This window comes from Vibrio sp. NC2 (assembly GCF_025195005.1).
GTDB classification, from domain to species: domain Bacteria; phylum Pseudomonadota; class Gammaproteobacteria; order Enterobacterales; family Vibrionaceae; genus Vibrio; species Vibrio splendidus.
Genome location: NZ_JANVFC010000033.1, coordinates 1 through 22,321, shown reverse-complemented (window position 1 = coordinate 22,321; position 22,321 = coordinate 1). Strand labels below are relative to the sequence as shown.

Below are 22,321 nucleotides of genomic sequence, written 5' to 3'. Positions count from 1 at the left end.
AAAAATAGCGGCAACGTTATTGAGAACTGACGATGAACGAAGTCACCATACTGATCACCCTAGCCTCTATCCACTTCATCGCTTTGATGAGCCCCGGCCCTGATTTTGCGTTAGTCGTGCAAAATGCGACGCGTCACGGACGCCAGACAGGCTTGTACATTGCGCTTGGTTTATCTTGCGGGATCTTGCTGCACTCATTGCTGAGCCTGACGGGAATCAGTTACCTAGTCCACCAACAACCGACATTATTTGCCATTATCCAACTAGCCGGCGGTAGCTACTTACTGTACTTAGGTTACGGAGCACTTAAAGCAACCTGGCAAATCATTCAGAACCACGATGATGATGCCGATACCGTCAATTCCAACGATCTGATTCTGACCAATAAGCGTCAGGCATTTTCGAAAGGGTTTGCGACCAATATTCTCAACCCAAAGGCTTTGGTGTTCTTTATCAGCTTGATGTCGAGCCTAGTGCCTGCCGACATGTCTCTGTCAGGTAAAGGCTTTGCGCTTATCATCCTATTTGGTCTGTCTCTATTTTGGTTCTCACTACTGGCTTGGATGCTTTCGACTAAAGCATTGCAAAAGAAACTCAGCGAAGCAACGGTATACATCGATGGCTTATGTGGCGTGGTATTCAGCCTTATTGGCGTGAGTATTCTTTGGCAGTCGCTGTCCGGTTTAATCGCTTAAATTCGAATCAAGGTTACAATTCGTTAACAACACTCTGGCTATCTCATCTTTCCACTGCCAATCTAGCTCTGCATATTAAAAGGAGAAGATCATGCAGTGGAAAACAAAACTAACAACCCTCGCCACTTCTACCCTACTTTTTGCCTCTCACGTCAGTTGGGCAAATCAAGCTGCCGATTCCGTCGCACCCGAACAAAGTAGTGGTTTAGAAACCAAACAGCTCGTTAAAGCCAACGATTGGATGGTCACCGCGGCCAACCCTCTTGCCACACAAGCCGGTGCTGATGTACTTGCTCGTGGTGGTAACGCGATAGACGCCATGGTTGCTGTGCAGCTTATGCTTGGCTTAGTGGAACCTCAGTCTTCAGGTATTGGGGGCGGCGCGTTCCTTGTTTATTTTGATGGCAAGGACAAGCAACTCAAAACCTACGATGGCCGTGAAACTGCACCACTTGATGCCACACCACGTCTATTCCAAGACGAAAACGGACAACCGCTTAAATTCTATGATGCCGTGGTTGGCGGTCGTTCTGTTGGCACGCCAGGCACGGTGCAATTGCTGTGGGACACTCACCAGAAGTACGGCAAGCTCGAATGGGCATCACTGATTAAGCCTATTGCTCAGCTGGCTGAAGAAGGTTTTACCATCAGCCCACGCTTAGCCACCTTGATTGATAATGACCAAGAGCGACTAAGCCGCTTTGCCACTACCAAAGCCTACTTCTTCAATGCCGATGGCAGCCCGAAAGCCGCTGGCACGCTACTTAAGAACCCAGAGTACGCGGCAACGTTAAACGCTATTTCGAAGAACGGCGCTAAGGCCTTTTACCAAGGTGAGATCTCTGCCGACATCATTAACACAGTACAAACAGCGAAAGATAACCCGGGCGTATTAGCACAGAAAGACTTCGACGCTTATTCGATTAAGCAGCGCGAGCCGGTTTGTTCCGCTTATGAAAGCTACCAAGTGTGCGGAATGGGTCCACCAAGTTCAGGTGCATTAACAGTTGGGCAGATCTTAGCGATGACCGAGCAGTTTGACCTCAAATCATGGGGACCAAACGACGCGAAATCTTGGCAAGTGTTATCAGATGCTTCTCGCCTAGCCTTTGCAGACCGTGGTATGTACATGGCGGATCAAGATTATGTGCCAATGCCTACCCAAGGGTTAGTGAATACTGACTATTTGCAGGAACGTGCTCAGTTAATTACCGCAGGTAAGGCATTGGCAAGCGCATCTTCAGGCACACCGCCGTGGGATCACGCGATGCAGAGAAGCCAAGATGTTTCTATTGAATTACCGTCCACTAGCCACTTCAATATTGTAGATAGCGATGGCAATGTCGTGTCGATGACCACCACTATTGAGAATGCCTTTGGCTCACGCTTGATGGTAAGAGGCTTCCTGCTCAACAACGAACTGACGGATTTCTCATTCAAGACCCATAACGATGGTAAGCCTATCGCCAACCGACTTGAACCAGGTAAGCGTCCACGTTCTTCAATGGCACCGACCATCATCATGCAAGGCGATAAACCTTACATGGCGATTGGCTCTCCCGGTGGCAGCCGTATCATAGGTTATGTAGCACAAGCGATCATTGCGCATACCCAATGGGACATGGATATTCAGCAAGCCATCAATCAACCGCACTTCCTAAACCGCTTCGGTACTTTAGATTTGGAAAAAGGAACATCGGCGGAAAACTTCAAACCTGAGCTAGAAAAGATGGGATTTGAGGTCAACGTTCGCGATCTTAACTCTGGTTTACACGCGATTCGCATCACAAAAGATGGTTTAGAAGGCGCTGCAGACCCTCGTCGTGAAGGTGCAGCCATTGGTCAGTAGGGAATAATCCTCCCTTTTTACTCGCTGCCTTGTGCGAGATCTCTCACAAGGCAGTGAGTAAATATCGATATTTGATGACAAAATCAGTCACCCAGACATCGTAACCAATTGAAATAAAACGATACGCACATTTATCATTCAAATAATTATATAGAAATTCGCTTATGCACCATTGCTGATAAATAAGGAATCGGTAATATGAATGGTGTCGGAAGGATGCTGACACGGAACAGGAAACGCCAAGGACTTGGTTATCTTCAGGATGAAGATTCGATTACTCAGGATGAATAATCGGCATGGATAGCGAAATGGACATTGAATGGACGCAATAGTAACTAGGATGGTTGCTACTAAGGAAAGACAATGGACACCTCTGGACGAGGAAAGGACTGAACATCAGGATGATGTAAAGGACACCGCTCAAGGAACAAGTGACGCGCGCTAACGAGGATTGTTGGCAGATCAGGATAAGATCAAGGACACCGCTAGGAAGGCGACGAAAGGAATACGCTGAAGGATAACAGCACACTATCATGGATTTGATGCATGGAGCACACTTAGTAGCCGGATTGCTGCGAGTAAGACTATAGACCCCGATGAGCGCAAGCTCTCGGGGTTTTTCTTTATCTGTCGTTTCACTTATTCTTCTCTCAAACAAATAAATCAAAGACCTTTAATTACAATTCTGACATTTAAAGCATTCACTTCTTAACCACTTCCGAGTAACGTAAGTCTTACTAGGCTCAACTAGTTTCATAACCATAATTAAACTAAGGACAAATTCATGTCACACGTTACCTTCAAAGGCGCTGCTGTACCACTAACAGGCACATTCCCACAAACTGGCGAACAAGCACCAAGCTTTGCACTGACTGCAGGCGACCTTTCTGAACTGACTCTTGCTTCTCTTGAAGGCAAGAAAGTGGTTCTAAACATCTTCCCAAGCATCGACACAGCAACTTGTGCAACGAGCGTACGTACGTTCAACGCAAAAGCAGCAGAACTTGAGAACACGGTTGTTGTTTGTATTTCGGCTGACCTACCGTTTGCCGCTGGCCGTTTCTGCGAACTAGAAGGCATTGAAGGCGTTCAACACGCTTCAACTTTCCGTTCTCCTGCATTCGCATCAGACTACGGCGTGGCGATTGCTGAAGGCCCACTAGCAAGCCTAACAACACGTGCAGTTGTCGTTGTTGATGAAAAAGGTGTGGTAACACACAGCGAGTTAGTTGCAGAGATCACTGAAGAACCAAACTACGAAGCGGCACTTGCAGCACTGTAAGTCTCACTTTGAGGCAACAATGTCTTCAGCTCATATTAACCTAATTTAGGTCGGTATCGAGCAATAAAAAAAGAGCAGCCATTGGCTGCTCTTTCTGTTTTTTATACGGATTACTTTTCAATGCTGAATAGTTTCAGATATCGAACTGTTTTCTACATGCTGAAGTAGCAGATTACAACTGTTCTAAACGAGCATAAGCCGTTACTAACCACTTGATGCCTTCACCGTTAAACGCGACTTGAACTCGACTCTGCGGGCCACTTCCCTCGAAGTTGATGATAGTGCCTTCACCAAACTTAGGGTGCTTAACGCGAGAACCCAAACTAAAACCTGTTTCGTTAAAGTTCTCTTTCACGGCGGTTTGGCTAAAGCGGCCACTGCTTGCAGGACGGCTCACTTGCGCTTTCATACGAACCTCATCCAGACAGGTCTCTGGTAGTTCACGAATAAAGCGTGACGGTTTGTGGTACTTGTCCTGACCGTACAAACGACGCATCTCAGCGTAAGTGATGTAAAGCTTCTCCATCGCACGAGTCATGCCTACGTAACACAGACGACGCTCTTCTTCTAAACGCCCCGCTTCTTCGGCAGACATCTGACTTGGGAACATACCTTCTTCAACGCCAACCATGAATACCATTGGGAACTCTAGGCCTTTGGCGCTGTGCAAAGTCATTAACTGAACCGCATCATCAAACTCATCAGCTTGGCCTTCACCCGCTTCCAAAGCCGCATGAGTTAAGAATGCTGTTAGCATGCTCATTTCATCCGCTTCTTCTGGTTTTTCAAACTGACGCGTTGCCGTTACTAATTCTTCCAAGTTCTCAATACGTGCCTTCGACTTCTCGCCCTTCTCTTGCTCGTACATCGCAAACAAGCCCGACGATTTGATCACGTGGTCGGTTTGCTCATGAAGCCTCAGTTCTATGGTGTCATCTTCAAGCGCATTGATAAGCTCGATAAAGCGGCTCAATGCACCCGCAGCACGGCCTGGAAGCACTTGCTCTTCTATCAGAGCAATACTGGCTTGCCACATGGTTGCACCACGGTCACGCGCCGCAAGACGAATCGTTTCTAACGTTTTATCACCCAAACCACGCGTTGGCGTATTGACGACACGTTCGAATGCCGCATCATTGCTGCGGTTACTCATTAAGCGCAGGTAGCTCAAGGCATCTCTGATTTCTTGACGCTCGAAGAATCGCATGCCGCCATAGATTCGGTAAGGTAGACCACCTTGAATCAAAGCTTCTTCAAGCACACGAGATTGGGCATTGTTACGATAAAGCATCGCGGTATCTTCTAGCGCACCGCCTTTCTCTTGCCACTCTTTGATTTTGCTGACCGTGAAACGCGCTTCATCTAACTCGTTATAAGCCGAGTAAACTGAGATTGGCTCGCCATCGTTGCCATCGGTCCACAGCTCTTTACCCATACGCTCAGTGTTGTTCGAGATAAGCTCGTTCGACGCCTGCAGAATGGTTTTGGTTGAACGGTAGTTTTGTTCGAGTCGAACCGTTGAAGCTCCTGGGAATTCATCCAAGAACTTCTGAATATTTTCAATCTTGGCACCACGCCAGCCATAGATAGATTGGTCATCATCACCCACGATCATCACGCGACAATCCGGGCCCGCCATCATACGTAACCAAGCGTATTGGATGTTGTTGGTATCTTGAAATTCGTCGACAAGGATATGCTTGAAGCGAGCTTGGTAGTGCTCGCGGATGTGTTTCTTATCGCGCAATAGTTCATGCGATCTCAACAAGATTTCCGCAAAGTCGACCAAGCCAGCACGATCACATGCTTCTTGGTAAGCAGAGTAAATTTTTAACCACGTTTGAGTTATTGGATCATGGTAGGCGTCGATGTGATTTGGGCGTAATCCCTCGTCTTTCTTGCCATTGATCCACCAAGAAGCTTGTTTTGCAGGCCACTGCTTTTCATCAAGGTTTTGCGCCTTGATTAAACGACGTAGCAAACGAATCTGATCATCAGAATCAATGATCTGGAAATCTTCTGGCAGTTTTGCATCGAGGTAGTGAGCACGAAGGATGCGGTGACAAATACCGTGGAAGGTTCCGTTCCACATGCCTGACGAGCTACCCATCATCAATTCTTCAATACGACCACGCATCTCTGCTGCCGCTTTGTTGGTGAAGGTAACCGACATGATAGAGAACGGCGATGCTTGCTCTACGCTTTGCAGCCAAGCGATGCGATGCACCAACACTCGCGTTTTACCACTGCCAGCACCTGCCAGAATAAGTAGGTTTTCTAAAGGTGCTGCGACCGCCTCACGTTGTTTATCGTTTAGGCCATCGAGTAAAAGCGAAGGATCTATCATTGGATATGCTCACTACTGGGTATTTATACATAAAAGCTGATTATAACCTAAACACTAGGCTGCGTTTAGGATAATAAGAAGAAAAAACAATCAAAAAATAACATCATATAATCAGTAACTTAATAGATAACACATCATTAATATTGATATTTTTTATAATGCAGTGAAATTATTTCCGAGTTCTTCCTATCCTTTTTAGTAAGCAAGTTAACAACTTATTAACCTGCGATATAAAAATACTATTAAGTCCTAGAGGGAATGACTATGAAAAATTCTAATCTTGCTGTTACAGCTGCAATCACAAGTGTACTAGCGTTCGGCGGTGCAGTTCTTACATCAGCACCTGCGGAAGCAGCAGCAAAAGAGAAATGCTACGGCGTTGCAAAAGCTGGCCAAAATGATTGTGCAACCAAAACAAGTTCATGTGCGGGTACAGCCAAAGAAGACAACCAATCCGATGCATTCGTGGTCGTTCCTAAAGGACTGTGTGGCAAATTATCAGGTGGTAACACTCAATCATCATAATTGAGCTGCTTAGTATGGTGAGCTGACATTCAGCTCACCTCCACTTCCTATTAGGAGAATCGTTGTGACTCAAACTCTTCATCCCAACGCAGGGGTTGGCCTTAGAACACCGCACTTGGACTTCTTTAGCCAAAACCCAGCTTTAGTGAGTTGGTTAGAGGTGCACAGCGAGAACTACTTTTTAGCTCAATCACCGCAACGTCAACAACTGAGAGAGATTCGTCACGCACACAACATAAGTTGTCACGGCGTTGGATTGTCACTAGGTTCTGTTGATCGCATCAATCAACATCATCTGATGCAGTTAAAAGAACTCATTGATGATATCGACCCCTTCTTGGTTTCTGATCATCTCAGCTGGAGTCAGACTGGTGGTCATTACTTCAATGACTTGTTGCCACTGCCTTATACCGAAGAGGCGTTAGAAGTCTTCTGCCGCAATGTCATCGAGGTTCAAGACGGCCTGCAACGCCCTATGCTGATTGAAAATCCATCGAGCTACCTTGCCTTCAAACATTCAACCATCCCAGAGTGGGAATTTTTAGCCGAGGTACAGAAGCGCACCGAGTGTCGCCTACTGCTCGATTTCAATAATATTTTTGTCTCATCTTTTAATCACGGTTTCAGCTGTGAAGAGTATCTCAATGGAATACCAGCAGACAAAGTGGAAGAGATTCACTTGGCAGGTTTTACCAAAAAGAAACTCGAACAAGGTGAGATCTGGATAGACACCCACAGCAAGCCTGTCTGTGACGAAGTGTGGCAACTCTACACGCAATGGATAGAACAACATGGTTCGCGCCATACCTTGATAGAGTGGGATTTAGATATCCCAGAGCCACCAATTTTATTGGCTGAAGCGGCCAAAGCCAGTCATATTTTGTATCAACACGACAAGTTCAACCAAAGGAGTCGCGCATCATGAGCCACTCTTTAGCTAATGTGCAATCGGAGTTTGCTAACGCCCTACGCTATCAAAACAATGGTGAGCACTGCGACATAGTGAGCGACCACTTTTCCGATGAACAGCGCATCCAGATCTACCGAAATAACTTTGTGATTAGCTTTAGTGAAGTACTGGCTGCTACGTATCCACTGACTGAAATGTTGGTTGGTGAAGAGTGCTTCCAACAAATGGCTCGTCTACATGTCTTAAGTTATCCATCAACCTCTGGTGACGTCAGTGGTTACGGTGAACACTTTGAACAAACTATCCAAGCCTTTCCTGCTGTTATCGAGGCTGCACCTTATCTCGCTGAAGTAGCTTTGTATGAATGGCAAAAAGATAGCTTGGTGAGATGCGTTTCAGAATCACATGTCGACCAACGTCCTCTTTCTCGTTTAGCTGATGTACCGCAAGAACAACAAGGCGCTTTAGTCTTTCATCTCAAAGATTCAATAACGCTAATTAATTCTAACTATACGATTATCGCGCTTGAGCAGGCTATCTATCAGCAACAACTCGATGGGTTAGACATCAACCAACCTGAATTTGGGGTGTTAATCCGAGCGGAAAATTCACAGATTGAGAGCCATCGTTTGACGCAAGAAAGCCACCAACTATTAACCGAATTGCAATCGGGTCAAACGCTCTCAGCGATAGACCCTTTACTACTACAACATCTGAATACTGTCATGACACTGAACGTCATCTCAGGCTTTTCAATCAATGCCGAATTGGAGACATAATATGGATAACAACACAGTCACGAACATGATGGCTCAATACGACAGTTTGATTGAGAAATCACAGGCACTTTTTGTTCCCGTACTACTTCTGTTTTGTCGCCTATGGGTGGCATGGGTCTTCTTTAATTCAGGACTCACCAAGATAGCCACTTGGGATAGCACCCTTTACTTGTTTGAATTGGAATACCAAGTGCCTCTTTTGCCTTGGGAATTGGCCGCTTACATGGGTACCGCAGCTGAATTGATTCTGCCGGTATTCTTAGCGCTTGGCTTGTTAACCCGACCAATGGCTGCAGTGCTGTTCGTTTTCAATATCATGGCCGTCGTGTCATACCCTGTATTGTGGGCGCAAGGCTTCTATGATCATCAGCTTTGGGGATTAATGATTCTTATCGTCGTGGTATGGGGAGCAGGACCATTTTCATTGGATAGAATCTTAAAAGCGCAGTTCAAAAGCTAAAGCTCTTTTCCATAGCCTCTAAATTTACATAGGTCCAAAACGCAAAAAACCACTCAATTGAGTGGTTTCTTTTTATCTGGAATAAACTACTTGTTTAGAAAAGCTTGTAGCTCTTCAGCAGAGATACCTTGCTCGGCTAGCTCTTTTGCTAGTAGCTGAACTTGTTCACCTTTACGAGATTCAACCACGCGTTGAAATTGGTAAATGATATCTCGCAAAGTATCAATTGGAACTTGTTTTGCCGCACTGCGAATACGCTCTTCACTTTGGTTTCCTAGCTCTTTAAGCAATTTACCAAACATGACCTTTTCAGGTGCATCTTCCATTTGTTCTAAGATGCGCGCCATTTCGTAGGTTGTTAATGACATTACAGTATTTTCCGTTGGGGACTAACGTTTCAATGAGTGACAAATATACCATGTTTTAACGTTTCGCAAACCGCCATTTGTATATTTTGTCACCCTTGAGACTTATGCCTTAGCAAACGTCGTGTGCCACGACTTACCCGCTTTGCTCGCAAGCACTAACAATGCAGGAACAATAAGGAACATTTGCAGCGCAATCATCACTTGAGACGTTAAATCAAGACGTTGCATCGTACCAACAAGCAGTCCAGAACCGCTCATTTGGAACAATCCAAGCAACGCAGCTGCGGTACCTGCACGGTCACCAAAAGGTTCAAGTGCCTTACCGGCTGCAGCACCAAGAATCCAAGCGAAGCCAACTGAAGATAGGAAAATCGGCAGCATGAATGCGATCGCGCTAGCATGCTCAGCAAGCACCAACATAACCACACCCGCTAAGCCAAGCGTTGAAATACCAACAACCAATGCTTTGTAAGTACCAAAACGGTCCATAAACTTCGGCGCAGTGAATGCAGCCGTGATGTTGATAACCGCGTTGATGCCAAACCAGAACGTAAACTCATTCATCGTCAAACCTAGGTTTTCCATCAGCACAACAGGTGCAGAGGTAACGTAAGCAAGAATGACCGCCATCGCCATCAAGCATAAGGTTGCATGGAAGATGAATGATGGTGTTTTCAATACCGACCAGTAACGCTCAAGTTTGAACACAGCGACCTTTTCTGTCGCCGGATTAGACTCTTTCATTTGGAAAAACAGAATGGTGCCAACCACGACAGCGAACACAGCCATAAAGCTAAAGTTCGAGCGCCAGCCAAACTGTTGAGTTAACCAAGCACCCAGAATCGGTGCTAGTGCAGGAATAAAGCAAATGGCACCATTAAGGTAACTGATCATACGGCCACTTTTCTCCGGGCCAAATAGATCGCGAACCGTCGCAAAGGCTGCTACAGAAGTCGCACAAGCTCCTAAGCCTTGTAGCAGCCGAGCTATTAGCATCATATCAATCGATTGAGCTGCCCACGCCAAGCAAGCACTCAATGCATAGATACTAACACCTCCCAATGCAACGGTTCGACGTCCTAACTTATCAGCCAAAGGGCCTGCAAATAATTGCCCGACACCCATGGCGAATAAAAACCAAGTAATCGTATCTTGTGCTAATGCGTGTTCCACGTGAAACGCTGTTGAAATTTGTGGCAGAGCTGGAAGATAAATATCTATAGCCAAAGGGCTAAATAGAACCAGCATTGCCAATAAAGCAACCTGCAGTTTACTAGGGGTTGGAAGCGCGTTAGAAGGCACAAGACTCTCCGAATGAGTTAATTTAGGTGCATAATAACCAACTAAAGATATGAACAAAAATGGCATATACTCATTAGCATTATTCCAAATAGGAAACTCACATGAATATCGAGAAACTATCACGCCTCGACCTCAATCTATTGGTTTGCTTACAGGTGCTGATGGAAGAGCTGAGTGTCACTCGCACCGCACACCGATTGTGCTTGAGTCAATCGGCTGTGAGTAAGTCGCTAGCCAAGCTTCGTGAACAATTTAATGACCCCCTTTTCACACGAAGTGCTCATGGCCTACGTCCAACACCGAAAGCTGTTTTCCTTAAGCCTCGGTTAGAAACGTTGATCAACCAACTTGATGTTCTCACTCAGCCTGAGACATTCATTCCCAACAATAGCGACCACAGCTTTCACATTGCTGCCGTTGAGAGTGTTTACCCGCTGATTCTTCCTCACTTCTTACCGGCGATATTTCGACAAGCCCCTAAGGTCAACATCAACACCCACGCGTGGACCGAACAAACCTTTAAGAAGCTGCAGCTTGGTGAGTTAGATATCGGACTCACAGGCAAAGACATCGACATCAACGACGCGCGCTTAACTATGCTGCCGCCAGACGATATCTGCGAACAAGAGATCTACCGTGATGCACAGATGTGTGTACTAAGACGTAACCACCCTGCCCTGAGTGGTAAATGGGATTTGGGAACCTACCTTGCGCAGCGTCATGTACAAGTAAGGTGTGATGGGAATGATCGATGGCTACTCGACTACAAACTTGCCGACCTTGGTCACCAACGTGATATCGCGATTTCTGTTCCAGACTTCAATAGCGCCGCAAGCCTGTGTACCTACACCGACTTTGTGTTTACCGCACCAAGCCACTTTACTTACCTCGTCGCTAAACAACTCGACTTAGTGGTTGTACCTTTACCAATGGAATTCCCACCGATGGCATACACTTTGTTTTGGCATCGTGACAGAGAAAATGACCCAGCCTTAACTTGGTTGCGAGATATCATCAAAGAAAAAACTCTGCACCTTAGATAAAAATGGCGTACAGCGTTTGCAGCAAACGAACAAAAGCGCTAGCTTATTGACCTAATAAGTCCTCTCGCAGGTATATCGACTGTGAGTGTTAACAAGGACCCTAACAATAAGGATAAACACAGATGCACAATATCACTGCTGAACGCGTTGCTGCGGTTCGAGCTTGGCTTGAAACAAACAACCTAGATGCCGTTATCATTCCACACGAAGACGAATATCTAGGTGAATACGTTCCCGCTCATAACGAGCGACTTCATTGGTTAACAGGTTTTACTGGCTCTGCAGGTGCCGCTGTTATCACTCGTGATACTGCTGCTATTTTTGTCGATGGTCGCTACACCGTTCAGGTTCGTAAGCAGGTACCAGCAGAGTTATTTGAGTATCGCCACCTTATTGAAGAACCGGCTTTAGATTGGATCATCAATTCATTGCCACAAGGCAGTAAGGTTGCATTCGACCCACGCATGCACACCGCTGCTTGGTTGAAAGGCGCACAAGCAAAACTAGCGGAGAAAGTTGAGCTAACAACGCTCTCAGCAAACCCGATTGATGAGCTTTGGTCTGATCGCCCTGAACCTGTCGTGTCTGATGTTCGCCTAATGGCAACAGACGCAGTTGGCCAATCAAGTGACAGCAAACGCGCAGAGATTGCTGGCTTACTAAAAGCCAAAGGTGCTGATGCCGCTATCCTTACCGAGCTTGACTCAATATGTTGGTTGCTTAACATTCGTGGCTTGGACGTATCTCGCCTACCTGTTGTACTGTCTAATGCAATCATTCACGCTGATGAAATCGTCGATTTCTTCCTAGACCCAGCACGCATCCCAGCAGGCTTTGAAGCACACGTTGGTAATGGTATTCGCGTTTCTCACCCATCAGAGCTTGAAGCGCGCCTTCAGTCTTTAGAAGGTAACAATGTGTCTGTCGATTCAGGCACGAGTAATGCTTGGTACACGCTGGTTCTGCAAAACGCTGGCGCTCACATCATTGAAGCAGCAGACCCATGCTTAATGCCAAAAGCTGCTAAGAACGCAACTGAAATTGCCGGCATGAAAGCGTGTCACATTCGAGATGGCGTGGCGATGGCGAAATTCCTGTCTTGGATTGATGCAGAAGTCGCGCAAGGTAACCTACACAACGAAGCGGTATTAGCTGACAAAGTACAATCGTTCCGCGAGCAAGACCCAACGCTGATGGACTTAAGTTTTGACACAATTTCAGCAGCAGGTAGCAACGCTGCAATGTGTCACTACAATCATGAGAATCAACCTGAACCAGGTCAGTTAGAAATGAATACTCTGTACCTAGTCGATTCAGGCGGTCAGTATTTAGATGGCACAACGGACATCACTCGTACTATCGCGGTTGGCCAGCCAAGCGACGAAATGATCCAGCAGTTCACACTAGCACTTAAAGGTCATATCGGTATCGCGCGTGCACGTTTCCCACAGGGTACTCGTGGTTTCCAACTTGATATCCTAGCGCGTCAGCACTTATGGGCGGAGGGCTTCGATTACGACCACGGTACTGGTCACGGTGTTGGTCATTTCCTAAGTGTTCATGAAGGCCCACAAAGCATCTCTAAGAAGCTAATCGACGTACCTCTTGTTGAAGGTATGGTGTTATCAAACGAGCCGGGTTACTACCGTGCTGATGAATTTGGTATCCGTATCGAGAACCTAGAACTGGTTGTTGAACTTCCAACTCAAGGTGACTTCGCAGTATTGACGTTTGAATCGCTAACTCGTTGTCCTATCGATAAGCGCAACATCAATGTTGATTTGCTAACACGACCTGAACTGGCGTGGCTGAACGACTACCATCAGAAAGTATGGAACGATGTTAGCCCATTAGTTGAAGGTGATACGCTGGAATGGCTACGCCAATCAACAACACCACTTGCTCACGCTTAATGCCTTGCTCGACAGATAACTGAACCAAAACGAGCTTGCTAGGTTAATAAGTTAAATAGCAAATAGCAAAACGGCTACCCAAAGGTAGCCGTTTTTATTTGCCTGTATCATTAAGATGTTTCACGTGGAACATAAACCAAACATTGATTAACCAGAATAGGCACTGTGCCAATCACGCCACACCGGGTCGAAACCACGCTGACGAATCATCGACTCAACATCGGCTGCACTTCTCTCATCGCTAATCTCAAACTGCTCGAGTTCCTCTTCACCGGAAGCATAACCACCAGGTTGGGTTTTAGAAGCCGCCGACATACTCGTGATCCCTAATGGCAGCACGTTATCGCGGAAGGTTGCTGACTCACGAGTAGATAGAGATAACTCGACCTCAGGATTCAAGAGTCGATATGCGCAGATAAGCTGAACCAACTGTTTATCGTTCATGACCGACTTAGGCTGTAAGCCTCCACTAGAGTCTCCACCCTCGCACGGACGAAGGCGCGGGAATGAAATTGAATAACGAGTCTGCCAATAAGTACGCTCTAGGTAATCTAAGTGAGCAGCAACAAAGAAGCAGTCGGTTCGCCAATCTTCCAAACCAATCAAAGCACCAATACCTATCTTATCAATACCCGCTTTTGCCAAGCGATCAGGGGTTTCAAGACGATATTCAAAATCCATTTTATTGCCACGTAGATGATGCTCAGCGTAGGTTCTTGGCTGATAAGTCTCTTGGTAAACCATAACAGCATCTAGGCCGAGAGTTTTAAGCTCTGCGTAATCATGTTGTTCAAGCGGCTGCACTTCCATCGCAAGGTAGTTGAATTGCTTTTTGATATTCGGCAACACCTGTCGAAAGTAATTCATCCCGACCTTAGTTTCATGTTCACCGGTGACTAACAAAACACTATCGAACTTCATCTTTTTGATAGCCGCACTTTCGGCATCAATTTCATCCAAAGTAAGCGTGCGACGTTTGATACGGTTCTCCATTGAGAAGCCACAATACGTGCACGCATTAGCGCATAGATTCGAGAGGTACAAAGGAATGTAAAGCGACATCGTATTGCCAAATCGCTTACGAGTTAGCGCCAACGACTGTTGTGCCATCTGCTCTAAGTAAGGTTCTGCCGCCGGAGAGATCAGAGCCTTAAAGTCTTCCAGGTCACGTTTGGGTTTACTCAGAGCACGTTCAACATCCGCTGCCGTTTTACTGAAGATAGACATACCAATGTCATCCCAGTTGAGCTGTTTAAATCGATCAACAAACGTCATAGGGACACTACTCGTCTAGAAATGAAGTTAACGGGCTCGAAGCAACCGCGTGAGATACTTTTCCTGCAAGCCCAGCAAGGTAAGCCATACGACCCGCTTCAACTGCCAGCTTAAAGGCAATCGCCATATCGACGGGTTTTTGAGAAGCCGCTATAGCCGTATTCACTAACACAGCGTCTGCGCCCATTTCCATTGCACGAGCAGCATGCGATGGTGCGCCTATGCCTGCATCCACAATCACAGGGACATTCGCTTGGTCGATAATGATCTCTAAGAAGTCTGCAGACGCAATACCCTTATTTGAACCAATAGGTGCGCCCAGCGGCATAACTGCAGCGCAACCCACCTCTTCCAAGCGTTTACACAATACTGGATCGGCATGGCAGTAAGGCAACACAACAAAACCATCTTTAACCAGTTGCTCAGCAGCTTTAAGCGTCTCAATTGGGTCTGGCATCAAGTACTTTGGATCTGGGTGAATTTCTAGCTTAAGCCAGTTTGTACCCAGTGCTTCACGAGCCAAGTGTGCTGCGAAAATTGCATCCTTCGCGCTCTTCGCACCAGAGGTATTCGGAAGTAGATTAACACCAGCGTCAATAATTGGCTGTAAAATATCATCTTGCTCAGAACGAATATCGACTCTCTTTAGTGCCATGGTCGCCAGTTGAGAACCTGACGCTTCGATAGCACTCGCCATCAAATGCTTATTTGCGAACTTGCCGGTTCCAGTGAACAGACGTGATTGAAACGTTTTATCTGCGATGGTTAACATGGTTAGCCCCCTGCAATAGCTTGGAAAAGAGATATAGCGTCGCCTTCATTAACGACCGTTTGTTGCCACTGGCTACGCGGGACAACCGCATTATTGATAGCAAATACACAACCTAGATCAGGTAATGCTAGAACTTGGATAATGTCCGCTAGAGACGACGAGTGTGCTACTTGTTCTGATTGTTCGTTTATCGAGATCGTTATATGGCTCATTGGATATCTTCTTCTAAATGCTTAACTACAGGCGCACTGCACACAGGACATTCACTATCTTGAGTGACCATAAGGTTTTGCCAATTCATCGTCTGGCCATCGAACAGTTTGAGCTGGTGTGTTGCTATCTGAAACTCACCACGAGTTAGACGTTGAATAGCAGCCAAAGCTTGAAGGTTACCTATGGTGCCAACAACTGGGCCTATGATGCCGCTATCGCTACAACGAGTCGTTTGTGAATGATGACTGAACGGGAACAAACAGTGATAGCACCCTTTCTGATTCTGATAATCAAATACAATAAACTGGCCTTTCCAACCGATTGCAGATCCAGAAATCAAAGGTATATTGCTGCCGAAACACGCTTGGTTAACCTGCTGGCGTGACTCAAAGTTGTCAGTACAATCCAACACCAAATCAGCGAGCATCACTTCAAGTTCAAGCTGACTGCCACTCATTCGCTGATTGATGGTTCTAACTTGGCTGCGACTATTGAGCTCGTTCAGTTGTTGCTTCAGAGCTTCGACTTTAGGCGAACCTAGCTGACTTTCTTTGAACGCGACCTGTCGTTGCAGGTTAGACGAATCCACACAGTCATCATCCACCAACACGATCTTTCCGACACCCGAAGCCACAAGGTAAAGAGCAGCAGCATTGCCTAAGCCACCACAACCAATCACTAGCACATGGCTGTTTAGTAAGTTTTGTTGCCCTTGCTCACCGACTTCAGGTAACGCAATTTGTCGTTGATAACGAATAAACTCAAAATCACTCAGCATAGCTAGGCTCCTGCGCAACCTCTTTACCAACATTTGAAGGTTTAGGCTTCATCAATTTTTCAAAAAACTCGATCACCTTTTTGGGGTCTTCCGCTAATGTAATCGCACGAACAACCGCCAAACTCGACACCCCACAACCCCACACCTGCTCAGCTCTCGATTGGTCAATACCACCAATAGCAACCGTTGGATAACCGATGAGTTGTTCTGTGTATGGGATAGTATCAATCAGCTGTTGATACAGAGATAAACGAACTAAACCCTGAGGCTTTGATGGCATCTGTTTAGTTGTTGTTGGGAAGATGTGGCCCAGCGCAATATAGCTTGGGTTGATTTGAACAATGCGTAGCAACTCGTAATAGCCATGAGTCGATAAACCAATCTTTATACCCGCAAGGCTCAACTGTGAGAGGTTTGATTCTTCAATATCCTCTTGCCCCAAATGAACACCAAAAGCGTCATGCTTGAGTGCAAGTTGCCAGTAATCATTGATAAAAACTTGAGCGTTATACTCACGACCAAGTTCGATAGATCGTGCGACTTGTAGTTCTAAGTCCGTTTGCTTTGGGTTCTTAATACGTAGTTGGACAGTGTTGATTCCAAGCTTGAGCAATCTTTCGATCCACTCAACATCATCAACCACAGGGTATAAACCGAGGCTACTCTTACTCAACTCAGGAAAAGAAAGTGATGTCCCTTGGTTAGCCCAACCTACGCTTATGTCCAATCGTTGATCTTCAAGAACAGGGATAGGAAAGTTTTGGTAATGTGCAGGCCATGTTCCACGTGAAACATTGGACGCTGCGCGAGCTAAAACAAGTGCGTCTTCTAGTGGGAACTCCAACGCCAACAAAGTAAGTAACCAAGCAAAGTGGCCGCGATTATCTAGCTCCTGATGAGCTGTAGTGTCACTCTTGATAGCACGGCTAGCATCTAGGTATGACCAAATATCCAGTACAGCTGAATCATCTGAAATACCGATATAAATGGTATTCGGAGTTTGTGTAAAGGCATCACAAACGTCAGCTAGCGCGACTGAATTGCTGTAATCAACAACATGGTTCAGTTCTGCTAGCTGACACACCGTCAATGAATCAAGATCATGAGCGAAGCCAATAGATAACGCCTGCTGAGAATCAACGATAGAGAAGTATTGAGTTGGACTTACGCCCAACTCAACTGCATCGGTTGCCAAGCCTTGTCGCTTAGCAACCAATAGACAGTTCTGCACCTCTCCCGTTAACTCAATATTTTGAGATGGGATGAGAATCTTCACTGTCATTATTCCTCTAATTGAGCTTCTTTTGCGCCGACTGCAGGGTGGTAAAGTTCAGAGCCAGTATCACGGAACTCTTGTGATTTTTGACGCATCCCTTCCAACGGGTTATCTAGCATCTTAATCTCGATAGCCTGATCCGCGGCTACTTGTTCGGTGTCTTTCGCATACTCTCGAACTTCTTGAGAAATCTTCATCGAGCAGAATTTAGGTCCACACATTGAGCAGAAGTGAGCAACCTTGCCCGACTCTTGTGGCAGAGTTTCATCATGGAAAGAGCGCGCGGTTTCAGGATCTAAAGCTAGATTAAATTGGTCTTCCCAACGGAATTCAAAACGTGCCTTTGATAATGCATTATCTCGGATTTGTGCGCCCGGGTGCCCTTTAGCGAGGTCCGCTGCGTGTGCTGCTAGCTTGTAAGTAATCAAGCCAGTCTTCACATCTTCTTTATTTGGTAAGCCTAGGTGCTCTTTAGGGGTTACATAACAGAGCATCGCACAGCCGTACCAACCAATCATGGCCGCGCCAATACCAGAGGTAATATGGTCGTAACCAGGGGCAATATCTGTCGTCAATGGGCCTAAAGTATAGAAAGGCGCTTCATGGCAGTGCTCTAACTGCTCGTCCATATTCTCTTTAATCAGGTGCATTGGTACATGTCCAGGGCCTTCAATGATCACCTGAACGTCATATTCCCAAGCCACTTTAGTCAACTCACCTAGAGTACGTAACTCCGAGAATTGAGCCTCATCATTGGCATCCGCAATTGAGCCCGGGCGTAAACCGTCACCTAATGACAGAGCAACATCGTACTTCGCACAGATCTCACAGATCTCGCGGAAGTGGGTATAAAGGAAGCTTTCTTGATGATGAGCAAGACACCATTTCGCGATAATAGAACCACCACGAGAAACAATGCCAGTCACACGCTTAGCCGTCATCGGAACGTAGCGAAGCAACAAGCCAGCATGAATAGTGAAGTAATCAACACCCTGCTCTGCTTGTTCAATCAAGGTATCGCGCATCACTTCCCAGTTAAGGTCTTCGGCAACGCCATTCACTTTTTCAAGCGCTTGATACATAGGAACCGTACCAATTGGTACTGGGCTATTACGTAGGATCCATTCGCGAGTCTCGTGAATATTACGACCAGTAGAAAGGTCCATCACGGTATCGCCACCCCAGCGAGTCGACCATACTAGCTTCTCAACTTCTTCTTCAATCGAAGAACTTACTGAAGAGTTACCGATATTGGCGTTCACTTTCACTAAGAAGTTTCGACCAATAATCATCGGTTCTGATTCTGGGTGGTTAATGTTTGAAGGGATAATAGCTCGACCTTCAGCAACCTCTTTACGTACGAATTCAGGGGTGATCTCTTTCGGTAGGTTTGCGCCAAAATTATGGCCAGGGTGTTGATGGTTAAGCTGCTCATCAGCGAACTTCTGACGTCCCATGTTCTCACGTATGGCAATGTACTCCATTTCAGGTGTGATAATACCCTGACGAGCATAGTGCAGCTGAGTAACACATTGGTTGTCTGTTGCGCGACGAATTCTAGGCAGGTTACCGTAGCGAAGGTCGTCTAGAGTTTCATCTTCTAAACGTTCTTTGGTGTAAACAGAGCTTACGTCGTCTAACAGTTCCGTATCACCACGCTCTTCAATCCATTGCTCTCGCAACTTAGGAAGACCGCTATACAGGTCTATTTGATGTGTAGGGTCTGTGTAAACACCTGAGGTATCGTAAACTTGAATGGGTACATTAGGTTCGAATACACGCTCTTTTTTGGTACCACCAACAAGGCTATCAGCGAGTGATATTTCTCGGACAGGGACTTGAATGTCCTCTCGAGATCCTTGGATGTAAGCTTTTTTTGAGTTTGGATAGGGTTGTACGGATAAAGAATCAATGAAATTCTTCGCTTCCAGTCTTGCTTGTTTACGAGTCGACATAGCATTTTTCCTTGGCTTTTAGCCATTATTTATAGGGATAAAAATGCTTGACGGATTAGATGCTACAAGAGGGATCACGGTAAGAAATACAGTTGTGATCTGGAGATAGATCTCTAGAAGGATTCTAGTTAGATATCTACTCTTGTTCCCTTCGCAGGTATTAGCCTGATCAGGTTCAACGGATCCCGAGTTAACGGTCTCAGCCATATGGCACTCCGACAAGTTCGATCGAGTATATAAAAACGGCTTGGATAAACCAAGCCGAGTTGTTAACAAATCGTAAGAAAGTTTTAAGACTTTATCAAAAGTTGGAAGCCGATCCATGCGGCTGAAATACTGAGTACCACGTTGAGTAGCACATTGAGTCCCATCTTAAAGAAAGCGCCCTGCTGCATAAGAAGTACGTTATCCATAGAAAACGTAGAAAATGTAGTCAGTGCTCCTAGGAAACCAAGACCGATAATTTGTCTCCACGGTTCCGTCGCGACCATCTCGTTTTCAAACGCGGCGATGAGCAATCCCATAATCAAAGAGCCAATCACGTTAACGGTCAGTGTACCGTAAGGAAAACCACGTCCTAACATCACAACGCATAACTCTGAAATCAAGTAACGTGAACAAGCACCAAACGCGCCACCGATGGCGATAAAACCTAGAATAGATAACTGACCCATGAATCCTCCCAAACAATAATCCCTATATTCTAGCTTTAACGCCGATAAAAGCGAGGGTAGAAACTAAGAATGCATGCGCAAATATTAAACGTTACAGGTGTCACTTAACTTCAATGTATCCCATTAAACCCGTTTTCATGTGTTCTATAACATGACAGTGGTACATCCAGCGGCCAGGGTTATCTGCAACAAATGCAGCTTTAGCTCGGCCGTTTTTTCCAAGTAACACTGTATCGGTATGGAAAGGCTCTTCAACTTTCTTCCCATCAAGTTCCAATACAGTGAATGTATGACCGTGAATATGGATCGGGTGATGGTATTGGGTGACGTTCTTTAGATCGAATATGTAAGTCTTACCTAACTCTAAAGTCGTCAACGGTTCAGGAATATTGTCTTTGCTCATTCCTTCCCATGCTCTTTTATTAGTAAGCCAAAACTTAGGCATCGATTTCCCATCTTTAGAAACTGGTGATACCGCACCTTCCCACTCGAACACAAAATCGATCTCTTCAGCATTAGCAAGATCTAGATTAGGTACAGGGTTAAGAGGCAACAATGGCAATAAACGCCCTTCAGTAAGGGGGGAATCTACTACCTCTAACTCACATAAAGAGAAAGGAAAGCGGCCCTTCATTTGAAGAACATTAACTCGCTCGCCTACTTTGGGCGCTATCAGTCCAATATCCACGCGCATCCCTGGGCCGATTTTATGTTGAGTCAGTTTATATGGCGTCTTTACAGGATTACCATCAATGGCAATCACCCATGCCTCAGCCCCTTCGACAGCAATAGGATAAGTGATCGTATTATCGACATTCGCGATACGCAGTCGAGTCGTTGCATGCTGCTTTAATTGGTATACAGGTTCATGAACACCATTGACGCTACTCCACTCTCCTTGAGTACCCATACGAGCACTTAGTCGTGGAATCATTAAGTCTTTCCATTGACCTTGCTTGTCGATATGCCAATGCTTAAGCATCAGTGCGTGTTCTTCATCAAACTGTACTGGGATGCTCTCCTCAACGATAATTAGACCAACCAAGCCCATACCAAGCTGTTTAACACTGTTCATATGTGGGTGATACCAAAACGTACCAGCATCTGGTGGCGTAAATTCATAAATGAATGTTTCACCAGGCATGATCGGTGGTTGACTTAAGAAGGGAACACCGTCCATTTCGATAGGAATTCTTAAACCATGCCAATGAATAGTCGTCGGCTCTGATAGCTTATTCGTAAAACGAATTGTGAGCTTTTCACCTTGTCGACATCGAATTGTCGGAGCAGGGGTCTGCCCATTAAAGGCTAAAACATTGGTATTAAATCCCGTCACCAACTCAGCTGTTGAAGGTTCTGCAGTTAAGTCATAAACATACTTTCCTTGCTCATCAACTGACCGGTTAATTGAGCAAGCGGGTAGAACAGTGAGTGCTGATATAGCGAGAGATGATTGAATAAACTTACGACGGGAGATATCCATATTTGTTGCCTTTTAGTAATAACGACCAAAATGTAACAAAATATTGAGAATAATTCTCATAAAGAAGTGGGGATTGTGCTGTTGATTGTTTATAAAAGAGGCTGGGATAAGTAAGCACTTACACTTTTAAGGCTAGGTTTCATTAAAAGCAGGAATTATCGACTAAAAATCGAACAAATATAAAGTAAAAAAACAGAGCTTCTGCTGAGGCATTGATATGGCAGGGTGGAGGTTTCTACTCCCAACACACCCTATTTTGGTAAGTCGGAGAATCCGCTGCTTTGCTAATGGCGTATATTAGATTCAGAAAGCAAAAAGGCTCTAGCATTTCGGCTAGAGCCTTAAATATGGCAGGGGTGGAGAGATTCGAACTCCCAACACGCGGATTTGGAATCCGCTGCTCTGCCAATTGGAGCTACACC

At 45.7% G+C, this 22,321-nt stretch carries 20 protein-coding genes and 1 riboswitch; of the genes, 9 read left to right on the top strand and 11 right to left on the bottom strand.

The genetic code is table 11. The features are described from left to right. Positions 1-32 precede the first annotated feature (32 nt). The 3 genes from NX845_RS22815 to tpx all read left to right on the top strand — a co-directional run bounded on the left by NX845_RS22815 (position 33) and on the right by tpx (position 3,826). A complete protein-coding gene (locus NX845_RS22815) occupies positions 33-695 on the top strand; it encodes a LysE family translocator (protein ID WP_004736644.1) in 663 nt (220 codons plus the stop codon). 91 nt (positions 696-786) lie between these two features. Further along, the gene (gene ggt / locus NX845_RS22810) at positions 787-2,544 is read left to right on the top strand and encodes a gamma-glutamyltransferase (RefSeq protein ID WP_208775699.1); all 1,758 of its coding nucleotides are present in this window, start codon (positions 787-789) and stop codon (positions 2,542-2,544) included. A gap of 784 nt (positions 2,545-3,328) precedes the next feature. Next, a complete protein-coding gene (gene tpx / locus NX845_RS22805) occupies positions 3,329-3,826 on the top strand; it encodes a thiol peroxidase (RefSeq protein WP_004736648.1) in 498 nt (165 codons plus the stop codon). Positions 3,827-3,998: 172 nt separating this feature from the next. On the opposite strand, the gene uvrD is transcribed toward tpx, so the two are convergent. Then, on the bottom strand, positions 3,999-6,173 hold the full coding sequence (uvrD, locus tag NX845_RS22800) for a DNA helicase II (RefSeq protein WP_017077758.1): 2,175 nt from the start codon (positions 6,171-6,173) through the stop codon (positions 3,999-4,001). A 264-nt stretch (positions 6,174-6,437) separates the two neighbouring features. Between uvrD and NX845_RS22795 the strand changes: the two genes are divergently transcribed. From NX845_RS22795 to NX845_RS22780, 4 genes are all read left to right on the top strand, one after another. Next, the gene (locus tag NX845_RS22795; protein WP_004736650.1) at positions 6,438-6,698 is read left to right on the top strand and encodes a DUF2282 domain-containing protein; all 261 of its coding nucleotides are present in this window, start codon (positions 6,438-6,440) and stop codon (positions 6,696-6,698) included. 64 nt (positions 6,699-6,762) lie between these two features. Beyond that, a complete protein-coding gene (locus NX845_RS22790; RefSeq protein ID WP_260257198.1) occupies positions 6,763-7,623 on the top strand; it encodes a DUF692 domain-containing protein in 861 nt (286 codons plus the stop codon). Next, positions 7,620-8,387: a DNA-binding domain-containing protein gene (locus tag NX845_RS22785; protein ID WP_260257197.1), complete on the top strand. Its 768-nt coding sequence runs from the start codon at positions 7,620-7,622 to the stop codon at positions 8,385-8,387. The genes NX845_RS22790 and NX845_RS22785 overlap by 4 nt, the downstream gene beginning before the upstream one ends. Position 8,388: 1 nt before the next feature. After that, complete coding sequence (locus tag NX845_RS22780) at positions 8,389-8,847, top strand: DoxX family protein (RefSeq protein WP_017085662.1); 459 nt, start codon at positions 8,389-8,391, stop codon at positions 8,845-8,847. Positions 8,848-8,933: 86 nt separating this feature from the next. Here NX845_RS22780 and NX845_RS22775 read toward each other — a convergent pair whose 3' ends face one another. Continuing rightward, on the bottom strand, positions 8,934-9,215 hold the full coding sequence (locus NX845_RS22775) for a hypothetical protein (protein WP_004736654.1): 282 nt from the start codon (positions 9,213-9,215) through the stop codon (positions 8,934-8,936). Between the two features lie 102 nt (positions 9,216-9,317). After that, positions 9,318-10,517, bottom strand: a complete 1,200-nt coding sequence (locus NX845_RS22770; protein ID WP_029222012.1) for a multidrug effflux MFS transporter — start codon at positions 10,515-10,517, stop codon at positions 9,318-9,320. A 101-nt stretch (positions 10,518-10,618) separates the two neighbouring features. Here NX845_RS22770 and NX845_RS22765 point away from each other — a divergent pair, with 101 nt between their 5' ends. Together NX845_RS22765 and NX845_RS22760 are read left to right on the top strand one after the other, a co-directional pair. Beyond that, a complete protein-coding gene (locus NX845_RS22765; protein WP_004736656.1) occupies positions 10,619-11,560 on the top strand; it encodes a LysR substrate-binding domain-containing protein in 942 nt (313 codons plus the stop codon). 122 nt (positions 11,561-11,682) lie between these two features. Continuing rightward, on the top strand, positions 11,683-13,473 hold the full coding sequence (locus NX845_RS22760) for an aminopeptidase P family protein (protein WP_260257196.1): 1,791 nt from the start codon (positions 11,683-11,685) through the stop codon (positions 13,471-13,473). 147 nt (positions 13,474-13,620) lie between these two features. Here NX845_RS22760 and thiH read toward each other — a convergent pair whose 3' ends face one another. The 8 genes from thiH to NX845_RS22720 all read right to left on the bottom strand — a co-directional run bounded on the left by thiH (position 13,621) and on the right by NX845_RS22720 (position 21,899). Further along, positions 13,621-14,748: a 2-iminoacetate synthase ThiH gene (gene thiH / locus NX845_RS22755; protein WP_260257195.1), complete on the bottom strand. Its 1,128-nt coding sequence runs from the start codon at positions 14,746-14,748 to the stop codon at positions 13,621-13,623. Between the two features lie 7 nt (positions 14,749-14,755). Continuing rightward, the gene (locus NX845_RS22750; protein WP_065682904.1) at positions 14,756-15,520 is read right to left on the bottom strand and encodes a thiazole synthase; all 765 of its coding nucleotides are present in this window, start codon (positions 15,518-15,520) and stop codon (positions 14,756-14,758) included. A 2-nt stretch (positions 15,521-15,522) separates the two neighbouring features. Beyond that, entirely contained in the window at positions 15,523-15,732 is a 210-nt protein-coding gene (thiS, locus tag NX845_RS22745) for a sulfur carrier protein ThiS (RefSeq protein WP_010440653.1), read from the bottom strand. Next, entirely contained in the window at positions 15,729-16,511 is a 783-nt protein-coding gene (locus NX845_RS22740; RefSeq protein ID WP_065682905.1) for a HesA/MoeB/ThiF family protein, read from the bottom strand. The genes thiS and NX845_RS22740 overlap by 4 nt, the downstream gene beginning before the upstream one ends. Continuing rightward, a complete protein-coding gene (locus tag NX845_RS22735; RefSeq protein WP_065682906.1) occupies positions 16,501-17,793 on the bottom strand; it encodes a thiamine phosphate synthase in 1,293 nt (430 codons plus the stop codon). Before NX845_RS22735 ends, NX845_RS22740 begins: the two co-directional genes overlap by 11 nt. After that, positions 17,793-19,742, bottom strand: a complete 1,950-nt coding sequence (thiC, locus tag NX845_RS22730; protein WP_065682907.1) for a phosphomethylpyrimidine synthase ThiC — start codon at positions 19,740-19,742, stop codon at positions 17,793-17,795. The genes NX845_RS22735 and thiC overlap by 1 nt, the downstream gene beginning before the upstream one ends. 129 nt (positions 19,743-19,871) lie before the next feature. Continuing rightward, positions 19,872-19,970: riboswitch (TPP riboswitch) on the bottom strand. Positions 19,971-20,032: 62 nt separating this feature from the next. Continuing rightward, positions 20,033-20,416, bottom strand: a complete 384-nt coding sequence (gene crcB, locus NX845_RS22725; RefSeq protein ID WP_004736665.1) for a fluoride efflux transporter CrcB — start codon at positions 20,414-20,416, stop codon at positions 20,033-20,035. 100 nt (positions 20,417-20,516) lie between these two features. Continuing rightward, positions 20,517-21,899 (bottom strand): multicopper oxidase family protein, encoded by a 1,383-nt coding sequence (locus NX845_RS22720; RefSeq protein WP_260257194.1) that lies wholly within the window; start codon positions 21,897-21,899, stop codon positions 20,517-20,519. Positions 21,900-22,321 lie beyond the last annotated feature (422 nt).

What these genes read in the sequence shown, in the direction of transcription:
- NX845_RS22815 (WP_004736644.1), top strand. Translation starts at nt 33, where the DNA reads ATGAACGAAGTCACCATACTGATCACCCTAGCCTCTATCCACTTCATC.
- NX845_RS22720 (WP_260257194.1), bottom strand. Translation starts at nt 21,899, where the DNA reads ATGGATATCTCCCGTCGTAAGTTTATTCAATCATCTCTCGCTATATCA.
- thiC (WP_065682907.1), bottom strand. Translation starts at nt 19,742, where the DNA reads ATGTCGACTCGTAAACAAGCAAGACTGGAAGCGAAGAATTTCATTGAT.
- thiH (WP_260257195.1), bottom strand. Translation starts at nt 14,748, where the DNA reads ATGACGTTTGTTGATCGATTTAAACAGCTCAACTGGGATGACATTGGT.
- NX845_RS22785 (WP_260257197.1), top strand. Translation starts at nt 7,620, where the DNA reads ATGAGCCACTCTTTAGCTAATGTGCAATCGGAGTTTGCTAACGCCCTA.
- NX845_RS22775 (WP_004736654.1), bottom strand. Translation starts at nt 9,215, where the DNA reads ATGTCATTAACAACCTACGAAATGGCGCGCATCTTAGAACAAATGGAA.
- crcB (WP_004736665.1), bottom strand. Translation starts at nt 20,416, where the DNA reads ATGGGTCAGTTATCTATTCTAGGTTTTATCGCCATCGGTGGCGCGTTT.
- ggt (WP_208775699.1), top strand. Translation starts at nt 787, where the DNA reads ATGCAGTGGAAAACAAAACTAACAACCCTCGCCACTTCTACCCTACTT.
- NX845_RS22765 (WP_004736656.1), top strand. Translation starts at nt 10,619, where the DNA reads ATGAATATCGAGAAACTATCACGCCTCGACCTCAATCTATTGGTTTGC.
- NX845_RS22795 (WP_004736650.1), top strand. Translation starts at nt 6,438, where the DNA reads ATGAAAAATTCTAATCTTGCTGTTACAGCTGCAATCACAAGTGTACTA.
- NX845_RS22780 (WP_017085662.1), top strand. Translation starts at nt 8,389, where the DNA reads ATGGATAACAACACAGTCACGAACATGATGGCTCAATACGACAGTTTG.
- uvrD (WP_017077758.1), bottom strand. Translation starts at nt 6,173, where the DNA reads ATGATAGATCCTTCGCTTTTACTCGATGGCCTAAACGATAAACAACGT.
- NX845_RS22740 (WP_065682905.1), bottom strand. Translation starts at nt 16,511, where the DNA reads ATGCTGAGTGATTTTGAGTTTATTCGTTATCAACGACAAATTGCGTTA.
- thiS (WP_010440653.1), bottom strand. Translation starts at nt 15,732, where the DNA reads ATGAGCCATATAACGATCTCGATAAACGAACAATCAGAACAAGTAGCA.
- NX845_RS22735 (WP_065682906.1), bottom strand. Translation starts at nt 17,793, where the DNA reads ATGACAGTGAAGATTCTCATCCCATCTCAAAATATTGAGTTAACGGGA.
- NX845_RS22760 (WP_260257196.1), top strand. Translation starts at nt 11,683, where the DNA reads ATGCACAATATCACTGCTGAACGCGTTGCTGCGGTTCGAGCTTGGCTT.
- NX845_RS22750 (WP_065682904.1), bottom strand. Translation starts at nt 15,520, where the DNA reads ATGTTAACCATCGCAGATAAAACGTTTCAATCACGTCTGTTCACTGGA.
- tpx (WP_004736648.1), top strand. Translation starts at nt 3,329, where the DNA reads ATGTCACACGTTACCTTCAAAGGCGCTGCTGTACCACTAACAGGCACA.